The sequence below is a fragment of the Vibrio sp. 10N.222.52.B12 genome, from assembly GCF_002875385.1.
Taxonomy (GTDB): Bacteria; Pseudomonadota; Gammaproteobacteria; order Enterobacterales; family Vibrionaceae; genus Vibrio; species Vibrio jasicida.
In genome coordinates, this window is record NZ_MDAW01000144.1 from 1 (window position 1) to 21,377 (window position 21,377).

The 21,377-nt window shown below is 45.6% G+C and carries 4 protein-coding genes; 2 read left to right on the top strand and 2 right to left on the bottom strand.

Translation table 11 applies throughout. The features are described 5' to 3' along the window. Positions 1 to 18: 18 nt before the first annotated feature. A complete protein-coding gene (locus BCT11_RS20675) occupies positions 19 to 5,709 on the bottom strand; it encodes a Calx-beta domain-containing protein (RefSeq protein WP_102389161.1) in 5,691 nt (1,896 codons plus the stop codon). Between the two features lie 392 nt (positions 5,710 to 6,101). Here BCT11_RS20675 and BCT11_RS20680 point away from each other — a divergent pair, with 392 nt between their 5' ends. Together BCT11_RS20680 and BCT11_RS20685 are read left to right on the top strand one after the other, a co-directional pair. Beyond that, entirely contained in the window at positions 6,102 to 7,418 is a 1,317-nt protein-coding gene (locus BCT11_RS20680; protein ID WP_039976834.1) for a TolC family outer membrane protein, read from the top strand. 1 nt (position 7,419) lies between these two features. Then, complete coding sequence (locus BCT11_RS20685) at positions 7,420 to 8,043, top strand: OmpA family protein (protein ID WP_038873742.1); 624 nt, start codon at positions 7,420 to 7,422, stop codon at positions 8,041 to 8,043. Positions 8,044 to 8,125: 82 nt separating this feature from the next. Here the strand turns inward: BCT11_RS20685 and BCT11_RS20690 are convergent, their stop codons facing one another. Then, on the bottom strand, positions 8,126 to 21,052 hold the full coding sequence (locus BCT11_RS20690) for a tandem-95 repeat protein (RefSeq protein WP_102389163.1): 12,927 nt from the start codon (positions 21,050 to 21,052) through the stop codon (positions 8,126 to 8,128). Positions 21,053 to 21,377 lie beyond the last annotated feature (325 nt).

Genomic DNA, 21,377 nt, shown 5'->3' on the forward strand with positions numbered 1-21,377 from the left:
CGCGATGAACCTTTTTTATTATGAATCTAAATTAACTTTCGTGAGAGCCGATAAGACATCTCTTTCAAAGTCCATATTTCCGATGATCAAGTCGCTAAACTCGGAAGCTCCTTTTTCAATGACGATCGTTTGGATGGAATTACCCTCGTTGTGGGTGATTTCAAGCGATAGATCTTCGCCGTCCACATTTAGGTCGATACTATTGAGCAGCTCTTCAATGGTGTTATGCCCTGCATCTTCGACAACTTGGTTTAGATCTAGAGTGTCGAGGTCTCGTTCAAAGCCACGCACCAAGTCCGTGCCGGAATCTAGTGAGTCATTAACCCATCTAAATATGTCCGCTTCGTTGTCATTACCAATTAAAATGTCATGGCTTACATCCACTTCCGCTTCAATGATGTTCGCAGTACCACCGCTCGCCGCGTTTACGCCACCATTTTCGTCAATCACAAACTGAAGTGTATTTTCAGATTGGTCACCATCGTTATCGGTCAGTACGTAATCGAAGTCTAACGTTTCTATTGTGTCGCCTACCGCACCATAGAAGGCATATGCGCCATCATCCAAATCGACTTCCAACGAGTGCTTACTGTCGATGTAGATAGTGAGCAACTTCGTGATATCGTCAAACGCATGTGAGATGTCGTCGTTGTTGTCTACAACCGTCAAGTCTGTACCGTCAAATGAATAAGTGACACCGTCATGTTCTATTTCGCTGATGTAACCGCCATCTGCACCAATACCTGTATCCGGTGATGTGGTGTACATGAGGTTACCACCAACAGGTTGAATCACGGACTGCAACATAACTGGAGGCAGCTGAGTAACGTCAGGCACGACTACACCATCAAGGTCTTGGTTTAAGAAACCATCGTAAGCAACACGGTCTAACTGATCAGGCATCAGGTTCACACCCATACCATAAGCCAGCGCCGTGATCTTATTATCAGAATCGGTCAAGTGATCTATCCAACTGTTCTCACGAGCATCGTTGATGAATGATGAGGCTGGATTTGGTTGACCATCAGATAAGAAGTAGCTCACATTTGATGCACTAGGTAATTTACCCGCATCATCCCAAGAGTCCTTCGCTTCATTAATTGCGCGATTGTAATTGGTTGCACCGCCAGCACTAAGCGTATCAATGTACGCTTTCGCTTCATCTACGGTTAACCATGTTGCCCCAGCAATAGCGTACGTTGTTGCCGAACCACTGTATTTGATTATTTGAACCCGAGTTTGGCCAATCGATTCGTACTGATTTAATAACTGAGTTGCCGAGTCCTTCATTATTTGAAGTCGATTACCCGTACGCATCGAGCCTGAAACATCCATGATCAATTGAACGTTAGCGCTCTCTTTTGTTTCCGCGACCACATCATGAACAATGGATGTCGAATCAGATGAATCATCTTCAATAACAACATTTGCTACCGCGGAATTCATCAACCCAAGAGCATTCGAAACAACGACAGGCACCTCAATGTTTAAAGAGTCCTCGCCAGAAGTATCTGGATGATCTACTGGGCCAAGAAGTTCAGTAGAGATTGCCCCCGTATCACTAACCGAAATCTTAATGACCTCTTCTCCATCCGCTGAACCAACAAGCAATTGGTCGTTGTTGGACAAGGCCCATGTGATTGCCTCACCGTTACTGGTTAGGTTCGCAGTTGGGACATTCAGTGCGACAGAGTCAACCGTTTGACCAAGTGTTAACTGATCCATATCTAACGTTGAGTCTGTAGTGTCCATAAAACCATTCAGCGCGAAGTCATCGGCAATGGCATTACCCAAACCTTCTTCAGAAACATTAAGCGTGACGCCTTCAACAATCGGAGGCGCATATGGATTAACCGCAAAATTCCCCGCTTTACTGTCACCATCGTTATCGGTAATCGTGTAACTGAAGTCGATATCACCGTCACCACTTGGAGAGGTCAAAGGTACGTACTGGAAAAATTCCCACTTCCCGGTGCTTGGCGTTAATTGAACTTCAAACGCCAACTCGCCGTTCGCTTCACCGACTAATCTGTTTGGGTTTTGAGGATCAATCGCAACACTAATAGCCTTGCCATCAAGCGTTTCTAGACCACTCTCTGCACCATTAAGAACGATACTTCCTGGGCCATCAGCACCATAGAGTGCGCCTAAATTCCCCTCTGCTGTTGCAATTGGAATGGAGGAGTCAGCCCCAGTAAAGGTGATAGATTTGACGGTAAAGTCACTGTTGTCTGCGGTGTTTGGCCCGTTCCCGTTGCCAGTTGCTTCAAGAATAACCTTGTCAAAACCACCCTGTTGTACACTGAAGTTGGCTGCATAATCACCACTTGCCGCATCAGAGTTAAAGGCTTGCTGTGCGATCAAAACACCATCGCGATAGAAAGACGCAAGACCTTCTTCTAGCTCCCCACCAAACATCTTCTCGAATTCGATCTCAGCACCAAAGGCAATCTTGTTGCCCAAGTCGATGACCAATTGCTCTGAGACACCAGTATCATTGGCAAAACGATAGTCCACTTCATTAGCAAGTGGATAGCCGTTATTACCGACACTTTTCACACCAATACCTGATGAAGTTTGATTAATCTCTGCGGCGCCAAGATCGGTAGACTCATTAGACAAAAATCCCAAGGCAGTCACTTCGACATCTCCGAAAGTTCGGCTGAATGCATCGGATTCATTACCAACAAAACTAATATTGCCGGTGAGGATTTCCGGGATATCTGCCAGCGACACATCTACGGCTTGAGAAGACGTTGGAACATGTGGACAGTCATCCTCGACAACCACGTTCATACTTTGGGAGCTTGTGGTTTGACCATCACTCACTGAGATCTGCACATCAAAGTCGATCAAATCTTCGACGTCATTAACTGGATGATCGAGTGGCTCTAAGAGTGTGATGGTGTAACCCCATGTTCCTTGCCCTGCGGCATTTGGTTCTGTCAACACGACTGTTGCTACACTGGCAATACTTGCCGTTGATGCGGTGAGTGTTTGAGTATTGGCGTTCCAAGACCAAGTAACAGGTTCACCTCCAGATGCCAATCCATTTGGTCCGGAAAGTACAACACTCACGTTCGTCGTATCAGGGTCACTGACTGTGAATGAGCCAACAAAGCTCGCCGAGTTCGTGGAGTCTGAAGGAGTTCCCATAGTATCGGCGATACCATCAGGTAACCCTTCTTCAGAAACAATCGCATCAACCACATTGCCGATGGCCGGAGGCGCGTCGTTATCTAAAATCGTACCCGTACCTTGTACCGGAGTATTTTGAGTTGATGTGGAACCTGACAATGTGAAGGTTTCAGGGCCTTCAAATACATCGTCATCGGTGGTGTTCACAGTAACATTGTAAGTGGTGTCGTTTGCAGGAACAGTTACATCGAATGTGCCATCCGGATTTACAGCCACCACTTGCATTGAGTTATCCGCGTAAGTGATAGTCACTGACGTATCGGTATAATCCACACCTCCATCAGCTGTTCCATCAGCAAGTGTCATACTCACAACCGTATCGGTCGTACTTGGGTTGCTTAACGTGACATCTAATGTGGCTGGCTTACCTTCATTGACTGTCGCGTTGCTAATTGAAGCAACAACTGGACGGTCGTCATCTGGCTCAGGCCCCGGGCCGCTGCCATCATCGACAATCGTACCAGTGCCTTGTGCTGGGGTATTTTGAGTTGACGTAGAACCTGACAACGTGAAAGTCTCTGGACCTTCAAAGACATCGTCATCGTTAGTATTCACCGTAACGCTGTAAGTCGTGTCATTTGCAGGTACGGTCACATCAAAAGTACCATCTGGATTCACAACCACCATTTGCGTTGAGTTATCTGCGTAAGTGATAGTGACCGAGGTGTCTGTGTAGTCCACGCCACCATCGGCAGTGCCATCAGCAAGTGTCATGCTCACAACTGTGTCCGTCGTACTTGGATTGCTCAGGGTAACGTCTAATGTGGCAGGATCACCTTCATTGACTGTTGCGTTGCTAATTGAAGCAACAACTGGACGGTCGTCATCTGGATCAGGTCCCGGGGCGCTACCGTCATCAACAATGGTACCCGTGCCTTGTGCTGGTGTGCTTTGTGTCGATGTTGTACCAGTCAGCGTGAAAGTCTCCGCACCTTCCAAAATATCGTCATCGAAGGTATCGACCGTAACACTGAAAGTCGTTGTGTTTTCGGGTACATTTACCTCAAACGTACCGTCTGGATTCAGTAACACGACTTCGCTGGTATTATCTGAAAACGTGATCGTGACGGTTGTGTCCGAAAAATCCACACCACTTGTCGCAGTATCACCTGCAAGTTGCATGGTAACTACGGTGTTTGTTGTACTCGGGTTACTGAGATTTACGACAAGCGTAGCCGCCTCGCCCTCATTTACCGTTGCATCCGTAATAGATGCAACATTAGGTCGATCATCGTCTGGATTTTGACCAGGACCATCACCATCATCGCTTACGGTTGCTGTTCCTTCTGCGGGCTCTTCTTGAGTAGGTGTACTTGCAGTGAGCGTAAACGTTTCATCCCCTTCAAGTATTTCATCATTGTTCGTTACGACCGTGACAGAAAAGTTAGTATCATTTGCAGGAACCATCACTGTGAAAGAACCGTCCTCTGCAACGCTTACAGATTGCGATGTACCGTCTGAGAAGGTAACCAAAACAGATGTGTTATCGAAGTCACTCCCTCCTGTTGCACTGCCGTCGGCAAGTGTAAGAGTGACAGACGTTTCAGATTCACTTTGATTGCTTAAGACGACCTCAAAAACCGCAGGCTCTCCCTCATTAACGGTGACATCTGAGATAGAAAGCACAGTAGGACGATCATCATCAGGATTCTCTCCCGGACCACCCCCATCATCGCTGATGGTTGCTGTGCCAGTTACGGGGGCTTGTTGATTTGGCGTTGAACCACTGAGAGTGAAAGTTTCATCACCTTCTAAAAGTTCATCATTAAACGTTTGTACAGTGACAGTAAAAGTGGTCGTCTCGCTTGGTAAAACAATAATGAAATCACCATTCTCGTCGACGCTCACTTGTTGTTCTGTGCCATCTTCAAAAGTAATCGTCACGATGTTATTGAGGAAATCAGCGTCACTGTCTTCTTGTCCACCTGACGCACTGCCATCATCCAAAGAAAACGCTAACTCGGTTTCTTCGCTTGTTGTCCCATCAAGAGTGACATCAAAGTTTACATCTTCACCTTCGCTTACCGTTGGACTTGATATGTCCTGTATGATGACGTCAGCAATTTGACTCGGTTGTGAGACAAAACCACTAAAATACAACTCTAACAAGGTTAAGATCTGTGTCTCTGAAAGGCCAAGAGAGGCCAACCCTACTGTTTCGAAATCAGTCGCAGCAAGACTTTCAGCACCAGTCCGATCGATTACGCCACTCGCCTGAGGACTCGAACCCTCACTCTCACCCGCTGCTGGTTCAAATTCTGTTCCTAACAGTGTTGGGTCATCACCTTGTGCTATCGCCTCTACAACTCTCGCAACGTCGTCTGTAATTTCTATAGGCTCCTGACTTTCCTGAGTCACAATCCGCACGTTAGGCGTAGATTCATTCGATAAATCAGAGACTAGCACTTCACCTTGAGCCGGAGCTTCGCCCTGTTCCAACTCTCTTAAATTACCGTCTAAACCGATAACCACTGTCTGGCCCAATAATGAGCGTAAGGTTGCATTATTCATAGTTACCTCGACTCGCATCGTGCTGCGTCAAAAGTTTGTCACCTCATCATTTACGACTATAGTTTAGTCAAAATAATCGCAAATTTTGCTTACCTACACGGTTCTCAGAGCTTTACTTTCCTAGGGGCGGGACAAGTGAAGATCGATAAAGCCAAACGGTTCAAAAGCGCTATGACCTTAAAAAATCAGGATTTTTTTGAGGAATTTCGCTTAAAACATAAGCAAACTTAGTCATATGTGCTACGGTGTTATAAGGGGGCAGGCTGAGAATTAACCTCAAAAGCCTAGGGATAACAGTGAGTTGATAAATAATGCATTCAACCGCTGTTTAATGTCGTTGAATCTCATTTGTGAGAGCGGCAAATTGTATGGATTTTTCTGGGAGAATCGCCGTGAAGTGGAGCCGACTAAGCATAGCGTGCTGCAGTTGCCTAATAGTGTCATTTCCTATTTTCGGTCAAACGTTAGAACAGGCTGTAGCCTTAACGCTGAAAACAAACCCTGATTTGAAAGCTGCATTTAACGAATTCACAAGTAGTCGTTACGTTAACGACGCTTCATCAGGCGCATATTTACCACAAATTGATTTAGACGCTGGTATTGGTTACGAGGGAATTGATCCAGCCGAGAGTGTCGGACGTGGACAAACCGACTTAACCCGTAAAGAAGCGGCCGTGACCTTAACCCAACTTATCTGGGATGGGTCTGCAACTCTGAACGACATCGATCGAACTGCGGCAGACGCAGAGTCACTGCGTTATCAACTCCTTGCTGATGCATCGGACAAAGCGCTAGAGGTGACAAAAGTTTATTTAGATGCGGTGAAAGCCTATGAAATTTTGACCTTGTCTGAAAACAATCTAGCGGTGCACAAACGCATTTACTCAGATATTAAAAAGCGTGTGAACTCCGGTATCGGTTCCACTGCAGATTTGACGCAGGTAGAAGCACGTTTAGCAAAAGCGCACGGCAATCTTGCTGCTGCACAAAACAACCTCTATGACACACATACCATGTTTACTCGGTTAGTGGGTCAATCCCCACAAGGCCTAATTTTCCCTAGAGCTGATGAGAACTTCATTCCATATACTGTCGATGAAGCTGTAGGAATCGCTTTTGAGGAACACCCAGTGGTGAAAGTAGCGGTTGCTGATGTCGACTCAGCTAAGTTCCAGTACAAGCAATCCAAAGGGGTTAACCTCCCTACTGTCTCTATCGAAGCTTCACAAACTTGGCGAGATGATGCAGATGGTATTGAAGGTCGAAGTGACGAAACACTCGCAATGTTGCGTTTAAGATACAACCTTTATAACGGAGGCAGCGATGCGGCAAACTCAGAAAATTTCGCCTACCAATTAAACAAGGCGAAAGATTTACGCGCGTCCGCATACAAGAATATAGAAGAAGGGTTACGACTTTCTTGGAGTGCTTTAGATTTAACCTTGCAGCAAAAAGAATTCTTATCTGATCACGTAGACTCCGCAGCAGAGACCGTAATTGCCTACGAAAAGCAATACCGCATTGGCAAACGAACTCTCTTGGATTTGCTCAACACTGAGAATGAACTTTTCGAAGCACGTAAGGATTATCTGGATTCAAAATACGCCGAGCAATACGCAAAATACCGCGTAATGAATGCTACAGGACAACTGCTCAACTCTTTGCGCGTCGATATTCCGCAAGAGTGGCTAGAGAAAGTGGAGTATTAATATGAGAGTAATACCTATTTTTTTCATGGCGTGTTTGATTTCAGCGTGCAGTTCTAATTCTAATACCGAAACGGGCGATGAATACGAGTACATTGAAACACCCACCGCCAATCAAATTGCCGACCTGATCGATGATGATCGAGATGGTGTCATCAATGCTCGAGATTTGTGTCCTGGTACACCGATTGGTTCAGAAATCGATAATGATGGATGTGGGGAATTCTTAAAAACGTCCCAAGAAATGCAAATTCGAGTCTTGTTTGCGAACGATTCAGACGAAATCAATCCTATCTTTTCACAACAGCTCCGTGAGTTATCTGAGTTCTTAAAAGAATACCCAAGCACTTCTATTGAACTTCAAGGATATGCGAGCCGAACAGGGACTTCGCAACATAACTTAGACTTATCCAAACGCCGAGCTGAAAATGTAAGAAGAATCTTGCTTCAAAATGGCATATCACCGAACCGAGTAACCATTGTCGGCTACGGAGATACGATTCTGGCGTCTACTGGCACGGATGAAACAAGTCATGCGCTTAACCGACGAGTCACCGCTACCGTCGTCGGATACAAAGGAGAAGTGAAGAAAGAATGGACCATTTTCACCACTCTTCCTAAAAGCTAGCTAAGCCCATACGCTCACATAAACTAAAAAGGTCTAGTGTTTACTAGACCTTTTTGATTGATAGCGCTGCCTTACGGTTTACCTAGTTACTAGATAAATCGTTGATCTTAAGCAGATCATTCAAGATTGCACTGCCATCTATTGGAGATAATACGCCATCGTTAAGGTATTCACCGTACTGACTTGAGCCTCCCTCAATCACGAGTTTCTGGCTAGATGAACCATCCGATTCTGAAATCGTTAGGATCAGGTTCTCTCCATCGGCTTCCAACCCAATCTCATTGTTCGCAAGTAGTGAATCAATAGAGTCTGAATTATCAGCATGAAGCAAATCAGAAATATCAATCTTATCTTCGCCTTTAGTGAAGTCTGTGATCGTATCAATCTCACCATCTCGAATTCCGGAACCTTCATCGACAAGTTTAAAGATATCATCACCAGAACCACCTATAAGGATGTCGTCCCCTTCGCCACCGACCAAGATATCGTTCCCGCCGTGACCAAATAAGATGTCGTCACCTTGTTCTCCATAGAGTGAATCTGCTTTATCTCCTTGGTGGTTTTGATTAAATTCATCGATATGATCTTTCACATAAGTATGAATAGCTTCGGCATCAACTTTAGAAATATCTTGACCAGTTTCTTGTGCGACATGGGATTGAATTGCACTGATTCCCTGTTCATTGCCACCAAACTCGATCAAGTCACCAAGAAGGATGTCATCACCCTCTCCACCGCGGATGATATCCGAACCTTGTTTCAATGGAACATCTTGACCAAGTATCGTTTCTGCAAGTTTCGTAACATCAATTTCTGATTCGACAACGCCATCGGTGTCGTATTGTTGCAGTATGCTTTCCGATACGCCGCTTCCCAGACCGATTGCCTCCACACTCGAAAGGAGAGCTAGAACTTGATACATATGCTGAGCCTGAACGGAACTTCCACCTCTGTCATCGTATTCAAGGATTCCATTCTTACGGTCTATATCACCGATTTTCTGCCCCGTTTGAGGAGAGAAAAGATGCCCATCACTGTTGATTAAGACGTTACCTTTGTAACTAACGGTTTGACCAAAGCTGTAGCTGTTATCATTAACCACATCTTGCAACGTAACAAGCTGCCCATCGTCACCCACATCAAGTATGACTTTAGAGAATTCAGGACGCTTTATATTGTCGAGGTTATCGTATGTATTTGGCTGACCGTCGGTAATAAAGTATGTGATATTTTCTCCATTGACGTTTGGCTGAGTACCAAACCAATCGACTGCCGATTGCAAACCAGATTCATAGTTCGTATTACCACTACCGTAATCACCGATCTTATTGAGTTCCTCGACAAAATCAGTTCTTGCAGTTGCAGAACTCAGATCCACTTCAATCACCTTCGTCGCCCCAGTAGCAAACTCAGAAAGCAATATGTTTACCGTACCGGGCTCAACACCTTGGTTAACGGATGCAAGTAGCTCGTCAAAAACGTCCAGAACTTCATCTTTTGCACTACCAACCCAGCTGCCCATGCTGCCAGACGTATCAAGCACAAACGCAATGTTGTAATCCTGTCCTGCGATGATTTCTAAACCTTGGACATCACCAACAATGAGGTCATTGTCGGCATTACCTTTGATCGTGTCATCGCCGTGCGAACCTGACTTAAGCTCAAACTCACGAGCAGTAATGTCAACCGATTCCGTTGTCGTTGCGGCATCATTATTTGATGCTTCTACAGACGTTGCGGTAACACTCATAGGAAAATCAAAGCTGCCTTCATAATCGAATGGTACTTTAATCTCCAACGATGCGTGGCCTTGACTATCGATATTGACAAGGTAACTGCCATTGAGCTCTGGAGTAACTATCAGGTCATTTACGTATAGCTCTACGCCCGACGGTAAGCCGTCGATGAGAACAGTTTGGTTCAAGCTCTCGCTGCCATCAGCATCGACTAAATCGACATTAATATCGATAGGAATCCAACGATCTTGCAGTATCTGATAAGTCCCGTCAGGGTTAAGTTCTACTACTTTGTCGGCAAAGACGACACGCTCGATCTCATATAAGTGATCTCCACGGTCTTCTTGTCCTGTATTGTCATTAACCGAATCGATGGAGCGGTTATCCAAGAAGATCCAGTATGGAACATCACCACCGTGGTTATTCTTGAAGGTAAACTCGTAGTCACTAAAGTTACCTGTTAAGTAAACCGTATCTGTCCCATCGTGTTCCGTGATGGTTGAAGCATCATCACCATAGAATGAGTCATTCTGCCCACCTCCAACAAAGACATCGTCACCGCCACCACCATAGAAGGTATCGTTGTAATCGGTACCAACAAACAGACTATCTGTATCTGAAATGTCGTTATTATTGCCGAGCATTACGTTTGCTGGTGGATTGTCTTCTTGATAAACACTGTCTAGCCCCAACCCAGCAGCAACTGATGCATTCTGGGGTTTGGTACTATCAATCGCTGATGTAACTAGGCTGTGGTTTGAATCAACCGCATCGTTCTTTGAAATATCGCCAACTGAAATCGTAACTTTTGGCGCGTCTGCGACAGCAACGACCTCAATATCCAATGTCTCTGTTGCGCCGGTGTTCGTGGTGTATGTAATCGATGGAACATCACCAGACCAATGTTCAACCGGTTCGAACTTGTAGCTACCGTCTTGGTTTACCACCAATGAACCACTATCTAACGAGACCGTTTCACCAACAGCGTAGTCTGTATTGTTAACGGTAATATGGTCGACCAATAGGACATTATCGCCATCAGTATCATTCAATAAAACGTTACCCTGTAGCGACACATCTTCATTCGTGATGCCAACATCACTAGTTGTGTTTGTCGCTAGATTTTCATGCACGACGACATTAATCGTGGCATGTGAGTCTTCAGTATCACCATTCGAGCTTTCTGTACTTGTCGCCGTTACCGTAATGGTAAAGTCATCGTGCGATCCCGCTGGTGGTGTCACCGTCAAAGAGTCAAGTGACCATCCTGTAACATCCAGTGCTTCGTTCACTGTCGCTACCGTAATAGAATTCACTCCATCAGAGAGCACCGCCCCAATTGGCAAACCTTTTAATGTCACTGCAAGTGATTCAGAGCCATCAGTATCAGTCAGACTTGCTCGAATTTCTGAAATTGGAATAGCGGTATCTTGCAACCCTTCATTGACTTCATACGTCTCATAGAACTGAACGCCGTCCACTTCTTTTAACTCAGAAGTTCTTGCATCGATTGCATCCAAAGCAACTGAGTCACTCACCACATACAAGTTGCTGTTACTTAAATTAACTGGCGTTTGGCCATTGATAGAGACATCTACATTAAAATTGCCAGGCCCATTCTGGTTGTGATGATAAATCTCTATCGCGTAGAAGCCGGAAACAGAAGGTACAAATTCACCACCTTTAATGTCGCCACTCCCATTATCCCAGCGAGCCTCATCAACAAGTGTTCCACCAATTTTAATTGCTAAACTATCATCAGCGGTACCTACGAAGTCGTAGCTTGTACCAGCTTCTAGGTAGACTAATGCTGTCACTAATACGGCTTCATCCGCTGCTGTTGCCCCTGACGCGATATCCTGAACATTGGTGGTGGTCGATTGGCTGCCATCTTCTAAATCTAAAGCTTCAATAGCATCAACCAAAACTTGTCCCGCAACACCTTGACCGTTATCAGAACCAATAATGACATTTGTCCAAGAAGTCACGTTGAAATCTTGTTGAGGAAGAGATAACCCTGGAGTCACTGTAACCAAATTCGGCGCATCTGCATCTGGGGTAACATCAATCGTCAATACAGATTCTTGCCCCGTATCTTCCCCATCCGTTGGTTTAAAACCAATTTGCGCATAGCTCCCTTCTTGATTACCAACTCCATTTCCAGTGAAGCTGTCATCACCAGATTCGTTTACCTCTGGAGTGAAACGTACACTATCGGCATCAAACTGCGATTTACTCAATACTTGGTCTGTTTGAACCGTCTGCCAATTTCCTTGCTCATCTATGTACTCAAGTACACCGTCGCTAGGAAGCGACGTAATTTGGACAGACAGCGTCGATGTTTCTGAGTCGGCATCCGTGACGCCAAATGATTCCCAATCCAGAGTGACTTGGGAATCTTCTAGAGTGGTAACTGACGAAGGCGAAGCTTCTGGTGCATCATTCACGTTTACAAGTGAAACATTAACCTCTGCTGTGTCTACGCCACCCGTACCATCGGCAACCTTCACCTGCAGTGTATAGTCGCCTAAATCAACATCATCAATAGTCTTGTTGAGTGAAACCTCCCCCGTCGATGGGTCGATATCAAATAGGCCGTTCGTTGTTGTTCCATCAGCAAAACTGTAAGTAAGTTCATCGTTATCTAGATCTTCAGCAACAAGCGTACCCACAACAGTGCCACTAACACTGTTTTCATTTACGGTGCCAAAGTCATAAACATCATTGTTTGCTGCATCGCCAGGAAGATCACCGTCAGAAATAAACTCCGGCGCATGTTGAGCGTCTGCGATAGAAACAGATGCTTCTTTAGAAGTCGTATTCAATGAAGAGTCTGCACCACTCGTTTCAGTTAGTGTCACTGTCAGATCTTCAGCGCCTTCATAGATACCGTCATCCAGCGTCTCAATATCAAGGGCGACTGAAGTTTGGCCTGCAGGAATAGTCACGGTGTAAGTGTTTGGCGCTGTGTAATCATCGCCGTCAACGTCACCACTAATCGTGAATGTCACCACGACATCTTCATCCGCTTTCTGGTCGATGCTGACAGTAAAGTTTGCATCACCACCTTCAGCTGTAGAGCCAGTGTCAGCGACAATGCTCACTTTCGGTGCTTGTTGAGCGTCATTAATTGTCACGCTCGCACTGTCGTTTGTAGAAGCAGTTGCATCTGCACCTTCTACATCTTTAATCGTGACAGTAAATGACTCTGCACCTTCGTAAGTGCCGTCAGTAAGCGTAGTGATGTCTAGATCGACAGAAGACTGACCTGCCGGTACTTCAATACTTGCTACGCCAGTAAAATCAGAGCCATCTTGAGCAACACCTGAGTACTCGAACTCAACCGTTACTTTCTCATCAGCAACTTGATCTAAGCTCACAGTGAAGCCTGCGGTTTGACCTTCATTTACGCTATCTTGGTCAGCAACAATGCTGACTTTCGGTGCCGCCTGCTCATCTGTTACAGAGATCGATGCCTCTTTAGAAGCCGTATTCAATGAAGAGTCTGCACCACTCGTTTCAGTTAGTGTCACTGTCAGATCTTCAGCGCCTTCATAGATATCGTCATCTAGCGTCTCAATATCAAGGTCTACTGAAGTTTGGCCTGCAGGGATAGTCACGGTGTAAGTGTTTGGCGCGGTGTAATCATCACTATCAACATCACCACCAATCGTAAATGTCACTACGACATCCTCATCCGCTTTCTGGTCGATACTTACAGTAAAGTTCGCATCACCACCTTCAGCGGTAGAGTCTGCATCAGCAACGATGCTGACTTTCGGTGCTTGCTGAGCGTCATTGATAGTCACGCTCGCACTGTTGTTCGTCGAAGCTGTTGCGTCTGCACCTTCTACATCTTTGATTGTGACAGTAAATGACTCTGCACCTTCATAAGTACCATCAGTTAGCGTAGTGATGTCTAGGTCAACTGAAGACTGACCTGCTGGTACTTCAATACTTGCTACGCCAGTAAAGTCAGTACCATCTTGAGCAGTACCAGAGTATTCGAACTCAACCGTTACTTTCTCATCAGCGATTTGATCTAAGCTCACTGTAAAGCCTGCGGTTTGACCTTCGTTGACGCTATCTTGGTCGGCGACAATACTCACTTTCGGTGCCGTCTGTGCATCTGTTACAGAGACCGATGCCTCTTTAGAAGCCGTATTCAACGAAGAGTCTGCACCACTCGTTCCAGTTAGCGTCACTGTCAGATCTTCAGCGCCTTCATAGATACCGTCATCCAGCGTCTCAATATCAAGGGCAACTGAAGTTTGGCCTGCAGGAATAGTCACGGTGTATGTGTTTGGCGCGGTGTAATCATCGCCGTCAACGTCACCACCAATCGTGAATGTCACCACAACATCTTCATCCGCTTTCTGGTCGATGCTGACAGTAAAGTTCGCATCACTACCCTCGGCTGTAGACCCAGAGTCAGCAACAATGCTGACTTTCGGTGCTTGCTGAGCGTCATTAATTGTCACGCTCGCACTGTTGTTTGTAGAGGCAGTTGCGTCCGCACCTTCCACGTCTTTAATGGTGACAGTAAATGACTCTTCACCTTCGTAAGTTCCATCAGTAAGCGTAGTGATGTCGAGGTCAACTGAAGACTGGCCTGCCGGTACTTCAATGCTTGCTACGCCAGTAAAGTCAGAGCCATCTTGAGCAACACCAGAGTATTCGAACTCAACCGTTACTTTCTCATCAGCGACTTGGTCCAAGCTCACAGTAAAGCCAGCGGTTTGACCTTCATTGACGCTGTCTTGGTCGGCGACAATACTCACTTTCGGTGCCGCCTGTGCATCTGTTACTGAAACCGATGCCTCTTTAGAAGCCGTATTCAGCGAAGAGTCTGCACCACTCGTTTCAGTAAGCGTCACTGTCAGATCTTCAGCGCCTTCATAGATACCGTCATCTAACGTCTCAATATCAAGGTCTACTGAAGTTTGGCCCGCAGGAATAGTCACGGTGTAAGTGTTTGGCGCGGAGTAATCATCGCTGTCAACATCACCACCAATTGTGAATGTCACCACGACATCTTCATCCGCTTTCTGGTCGATGCTGACAGTAAAGTTCGCATCACTACCCTCGGCTGTAGACCCAGAGTCAGCAACAATGCTGACTTTCGGTACTTGCTGAGCGTCATTGATTGTCACGCTCGCACTGTTGTTTGTAGAAGCAGTTGCATCTGCACCTTCTACATCTTTAATGGTGACAGTAAATGACTCTGCACCTTCATAAGTGCCATCAGTAAGCGTAGTGATGCCGAGGTCGACAGAAGACTGGCCTGCCGGTACTTCAATGCTTGCAACGCCAGTAAAGTCAGTACCATCTTGAGCAGTACCAGAATATTCGAACTCAACCGTTACTTTCTCATCAGCGACTTGGTCTAAGCTCACTGTAAAGCCCGCGGTTTGGCCTTCGTTGACGCTGTCTTGGTTAGCAACAATGCTGACTTTTGGTGCCGCCTGCTCATCTGCTACAGAAACCGATGCATCTTTAGAAGCCGTATTCAACGAAGAGTCTGCACCACTTGTTCCAGTTAGTGTCACTGTCAGATCTTCAGCGCCTTCATAGATACCGTCATCTAGCGTCTCAATATCAAGGGCGACTGAAGTTTGGCCCGCAGGAATAGTCACGGTGTAAGTGTTTGGCGCGGTGTAATCATCGCTGTCAACATCACCACCAATTGTGAATGTCACCACGACATCTTCATCCGCTTTCTGGTCGATGCTTACAGTAAAGTTCGCATCATTACCTTCTGCGGTAGAGCCAGTGTCAGCAACAATGGTCACTTTCGGTGCACTTTCTGCGTCTAAAATTGTTGCCTGACCAGTCGCTTGACCATTAGTCGTCACCCCATTACTTTCTGTCACAGTGAGTCCAAACGTTTCATTTCCCTCGTAGATATGATCTTCGTTAGTCGGCACAGTAACCGTGATATCCTGGATTCCCGCAGGTATTGTTACATTCCCATTTCCATCAACATTCAATGATTGTGTTTGGCCATTAGTGTCTACATAAGTCACAACTAAATCGCCAAGGTCATTATCCTCTGCTGAATAGTTTCCGTCCGCCTCTACCGATAAGTTAACAACAACAGCGCTTTCAGTTTGATTTGATAACGAAACCGTAAAGACTGCATTTTCACCTTCATCGACATTCCCGCCACCATCTACGGTTAGCGTAGGCTTGTCGTTGTCTGGTGTTGTCGGCCCCACAACAGAGCCGTCATCTTTTATGTTCGCTTGACCAACGGCAGAACCATTTGAAGTGATGCCAGCAGACTCCGTCGCGACTAAACCAAAGCTCTCAGAGCCTTCGTAGACATCATCCTGAGTCGTAGGGACAGATACTTCGATTGCAGTAATACCTGCAGGAATAGTGACATCACCATTATCTGAAACGGTTAGTGATTTCGTTTCGCCTTCACTGTCTTTGTAGGTTACGACAAAATCATTAATGTCAGAGTTTTCTGCTGTATATGCGCCACTCGTGCTCGTGGCCAAATTGATAACGACTGGTGACTCTGTTTGATTAGATAAAGAAACAACAAATATTGCTTCTTCCCCTTCATTAATATCACCACCACCGCTGATAGATAGCAGCGGCTTATCGTTATCAGGCGTTGTTGGACCGACAGCTGAGCCATCATCCTTTATCACTGCCTCACCACTCGCCACGCCGTTTGATGTAATACCGCCAGTTTCGGTCACAACCAAGCCAAAAGACTCTGCGCCTTCGTAAACATCGTCTTGTGTCGTTGTAATTGTTACCGTGATATCAGTAACTCCGGCAGGAATAGTAACGTCTCCACTTGGACTAACTTCCAGAGTCTGCTCTTGGCCTTCTCCGTCAATATAAGTCACCGTCATGTTACCAAGATCTTCATCTTCAGCGGTGTAGTTGCCATCTGTCTTTGGACTTAGATTGACGACAACAGGACTTTGAACTTCGTTAGACAGCGACACCGTGAATACTGCGTCAGAACCTTCACTCACGTCGCCAGCATTACTCACTGAAAGTGACGTACTATCATTGTCTAAGATTGTTGATGAGCCCGACTCGCTACCGATTTCAACTTCCATCGTCTCGTCATTTTCAACAACAAGATCATCAATCGTTGGCACAATGATTTCGAAGCTACTAACACCGGCAGGAACAATCAGGTAGCCCCCCGCAAAAACAACACCATTCGTGTAGGTTGCATTTGAGAGGTTGACGTCTGAATCATCTGCCGATGAGCCTGGAGCCAATGTAGTTATTGGATACTTAACCGCCGTTTCTGTCGCCTCATCCAGTACCACAGAAAACGTAACGTCTTCTCCTTCTGTAACAGTGTTCCCTGTTAAAGATAGATCCGGACCGTTCTCCGACACGTTGCCGTCTAGAACCTGATTGGCAATTGTAACCGTTGCAGGGTCACTTTCAGCGTTACCAGAATCAACTACAACGTAGTCAAAACTATCTTCAGGTGGGAAGCCCTCTACATAACGCAACTCCCAATTCCCAGATGTTTTGGTCGAGAAGTCTAATTGAGTAATTACCGCCCCTTCAGGTAGAGGGTAATCCTTACCGAAGCCAATACTAGTCTCCTGGAATAGCATGTTGTTGCCTTCTGGCTTCAAGAACTCAATAACTTGAGTTTGCTCTGTGCCGTTAGCATCAAGGTATGTCACCGTGATAAGAGCAGCATTGTTGTCGCCGTGCTCAAACAAGCCTCCTAGGCCATCCAGACCAAGATTCACGCTGCCAACAGGGTTCTCAGACAAATCAATGCTGATGGTTTCGCCGCGCTGAATGCCTTGGCCATCGTTATCAGCAATACCATGACCAATATGTGAGACTTCTCGGTTGTATTGAGCTAGCACACCACTATCGGAGGAGATATCAATAGACGCTCCATTTACTAGATATTCGGTTCGACTGTGTGACTCACCACCGTCGGCACTTAAACCCCAGTTGTAGAAATCCGTCGTTGACTCTTCTCCATTTGGAGAATTAGGTCTGTCTTTGATACCAAGCAAGAACCCAACATTATCCGCTTCGTAGTAGATGCTGTCTTTGTTGTACAACGAGCCATCGGCCGATGTAATTTCTTGAAGATCGCCATTTTCATCTTTGAAATACAAGGTGCCAGATGTAGGTAGCTCTGTTATCCGGATCTGAAGATCATCACCATTTAAGTCATCCTCAACGTCAGAAATATGATCGCTTTCTGAGCCTTGGTCCAAAGGCTTATCATCAGTATCAAAAATTACGTTAGTAATAAGTTCGTCAACGCTATGGTCAAAGTCTTCGTTAAGTGGCTGGTCGTTAACTGGTGTAACGTTCAGAGATACTGTTGTGGTTTCAGTTACACCGCCAGAAGTAACCGTGTAAGTGAACTCATCCGCACCGTTGTAATCTTGGTCTGGCGTGTAAGTGATCGTGCCGTCGTTGTTCACAACCACACTGCCATTTGCAGGGCCATTGCCCGCTTCTACGGATACAACTGGTGATTGGCCTTCAAAGCTGTCGTTGTCTAACACGTCCAAAATTGTTGGTGTGTCTTCAACGATATCTGCACTATCAGCGACAATATCCGCAACGGCGTTAACCGTGAAATCAACAGTCTGGCTAACGCTTTCACCATCAGGGTCTGTCGCGGTGAACGTTAGCTCTTCAGAACCGTTCCAGTCTGCTGTTGGGGTGATAGTTGCGATACCATCGACGATCGATACTTGAATGTTGTTGTTGCCAGAAACAGTAAACGTCAGTTCGCTATCTGCATTATCAACGTCACTGAACGCGTCATTTAAATCGATGGTATATTCAGCAAAGTCTTCCGGTAGAACTTGATCAGCAATGGTGTTTTCAACCACTGGTTTATCGTTCACTGGTGTTACGTTTAGAGATACTGTTGTCGTCTCAGTGACACCACCGGAGGTAACTGTATAAGTGAACTCATCAGCACCGTTGTAATCTTGGTTCGGCGTATAAGTGATCGTACCGTCGTTGTTAACAACCACACTACCGTTAGTCGGACCATCTCCAGATTCAACCGTGACAACTGGCGATTGGCCTTCGAAGCTATCGTTGTCCAACACGTTCAAAATTGTTGGTGTGTCTTCAACGATATTCGCGCTGTCAGCGACAATGTCGGCGACAGCGTTAACCGTAAAATCAACCGTCTGGCTAACGACTTCCCCATCAGGATCTGTCGCGGTGAACGTTAGCTCTTCAGAACCGTTCCAGTCTGCTGTTGGGGTGATCGTTGCGATACCATCGACAATCGATACTTGAATATTGCTGTTACCCGAAACGCTAAACGTCAATTCGCTATCTGCGTCGTCGACATCGCTAAATGCATCATTTAAGTTGATGGTGTATTTTGCAAAATCTTCCGGTAGAACTTGGTCAGCAATGGTGTTTTCAACCACTGGCTTGTCGTTGACTGGCGTTACGTTTAGCGTGACAGTGGTCGTTTCTGTCACACCGCCAGAGGTGACTGTGTAAGTGAACTCATCCGCACCGTTGTAATCTTGGTTTGGCGTGTAGGTAATGGTGCCGTCGTTGTTCACAACAACACTGCCGTTCGTCGGACCATCTCCAGATTCCACTGTAACAACTGGCGATTGGCCTTCGAAGCTGTCGTTGTCTAACACATCCAAAATGGTTGGCGTATCTTCAACGATATCTGCACTATCTGCGACAATATCGGCAACGGCGTTGACTGTGAAATCAACCGTCTGCCTAACTTCCAAACCGCTTAGATCTGTCGCAGTAAACGTCAGCTCTTCAGAACCATTCCAGTCTGCAGTTGGTGTAATCGTCGCGATGCCATCGACAATCGACACTTGAATGTTGCTGTTACCAGAAACGGCAAACGTCAATTCGCTATCTGCGTCGTCAACATCGTTAAATGCGTCATTCAAGTTAATGGTGTATTCAGCAAAATCCTCAGGTAGAACTTGGGATGGGATAGCATTTTCGGTTGTCGGAGCATCATTAAGTGGATTAACTGTTACAGAAACTTCTGCTTCATCTTCTAATGCACCATCAGAAACTGTGTAGCTAATGGTTGCTTCACCGTTGAAGTTTTCTGCAGGAGTAAAAACAAGCTTACCGTCTACGATTTCAACGGTGCCTTGCTCTGCAGGAACAGACGCATTCACTATGGTCAGTGTGTCACCGTCAACATCGGTGTCGTTTGGTAGCACATCAATGGTGACTGGCGTATCTTCGTCCGTCGTAGCGCTGTCATCATTTGCTATTGGTGCATCATTTACAGGGTTAACAGTAACCGAAACCGTTGCTTCATCTGTTAGTTCACCATCGCTAACAACATAAGTGATAGTTGCTTCGCCGTTGAAATTCTCCGCTGGAGTGAAAACAAGTTTGCCATCTACGATCTCAACAATACCTTGTTCAATAGGAACAGATGCACTCACGATGGTTAACGTATCGTTATCTAGATCAGTATCATTTGGCAAAACATCAATCGTAACCGGAGTATCTTCATCGGTGGTAGCGATATCGTCTACTGCTACTGGCGCATCGTTAACAGGATTCACACTGATTGTCACAGATGCTTCGTCTGTCATTTCTCCATCAGTCACTACATAAGTAACCGTTGCGTCACCATTGAAATCCTCAGCAGGAGTAAAGATCAACTCACCATCAACAATTTCTACTGTTCCTTGCTCATCAGGCACGGTAGCAGATTCGATAGATAAGTTTTCACTGTCTTGATCGGTATCATTAGCTAGAACATCAATTGTGACAGGTATATCTTCGTCGGTTTGAATATTGTCATCTTCCGCAACAGGCGCCACAGGGGTAACTGTCGGAGATGTTTCGTCAGAACGGATATTACTTAAGTAGAGCTCAGCTAATGACAAATTCTGAGTTTCAGAAAAACCTAGCGCTGCCAACCCGGTCGTTTCAAAATCCGTGTCGGCTAATAATTCTGCAGCAGTGCGTTCAACAGTGCCGCTAGTTTGCAAACTAGAACCGTTAGTTTGACCTGCAGCTGGTGCAAAATCTTCGTTTAGCAACGTTGGGTCTTGCCCTTCTCGAAGAGCGTCAATAATTTGAGCAACATCGTCAGAAACGTCTTGCACCCCTTCTTGTTTTGCAACTAAAACCTGAAGCTTGCCTGGTTCAGCTCCAGTTTTAGAAACAATCAACTCACCAGGTGACGGTTGTTCGTTTTCGGCAAGCGCTCTTAACTGCCCATCCAAACCTATTACGACTAATTGCCCACCAAGTGAAACTAAGGCTGTACGATCCATATAAACCTCTGACCTAAAATTACTGTCAACATTTTGACCATTGATACTTATTCGTTATATATTGCCCGAATATATAACGCAATAACAGTGCATTAACACTAAATTACAACTTCTAAGTCACATATTACTCAGAAGGATGTGTCATGTGATAAAAAGAGACTACCGTCACTAATATATGGACACCCATGCTGAATAAGACATTGAAAATATGATCTTTATTCAGAATATAAAGTGCCTTCCGTGCGGTAACTTAAGATTTACTTACACATCGATAAGTATAGCAACTAGTTCCATAGTTGATTGTTAATAGCTTTGTACGTTAAAT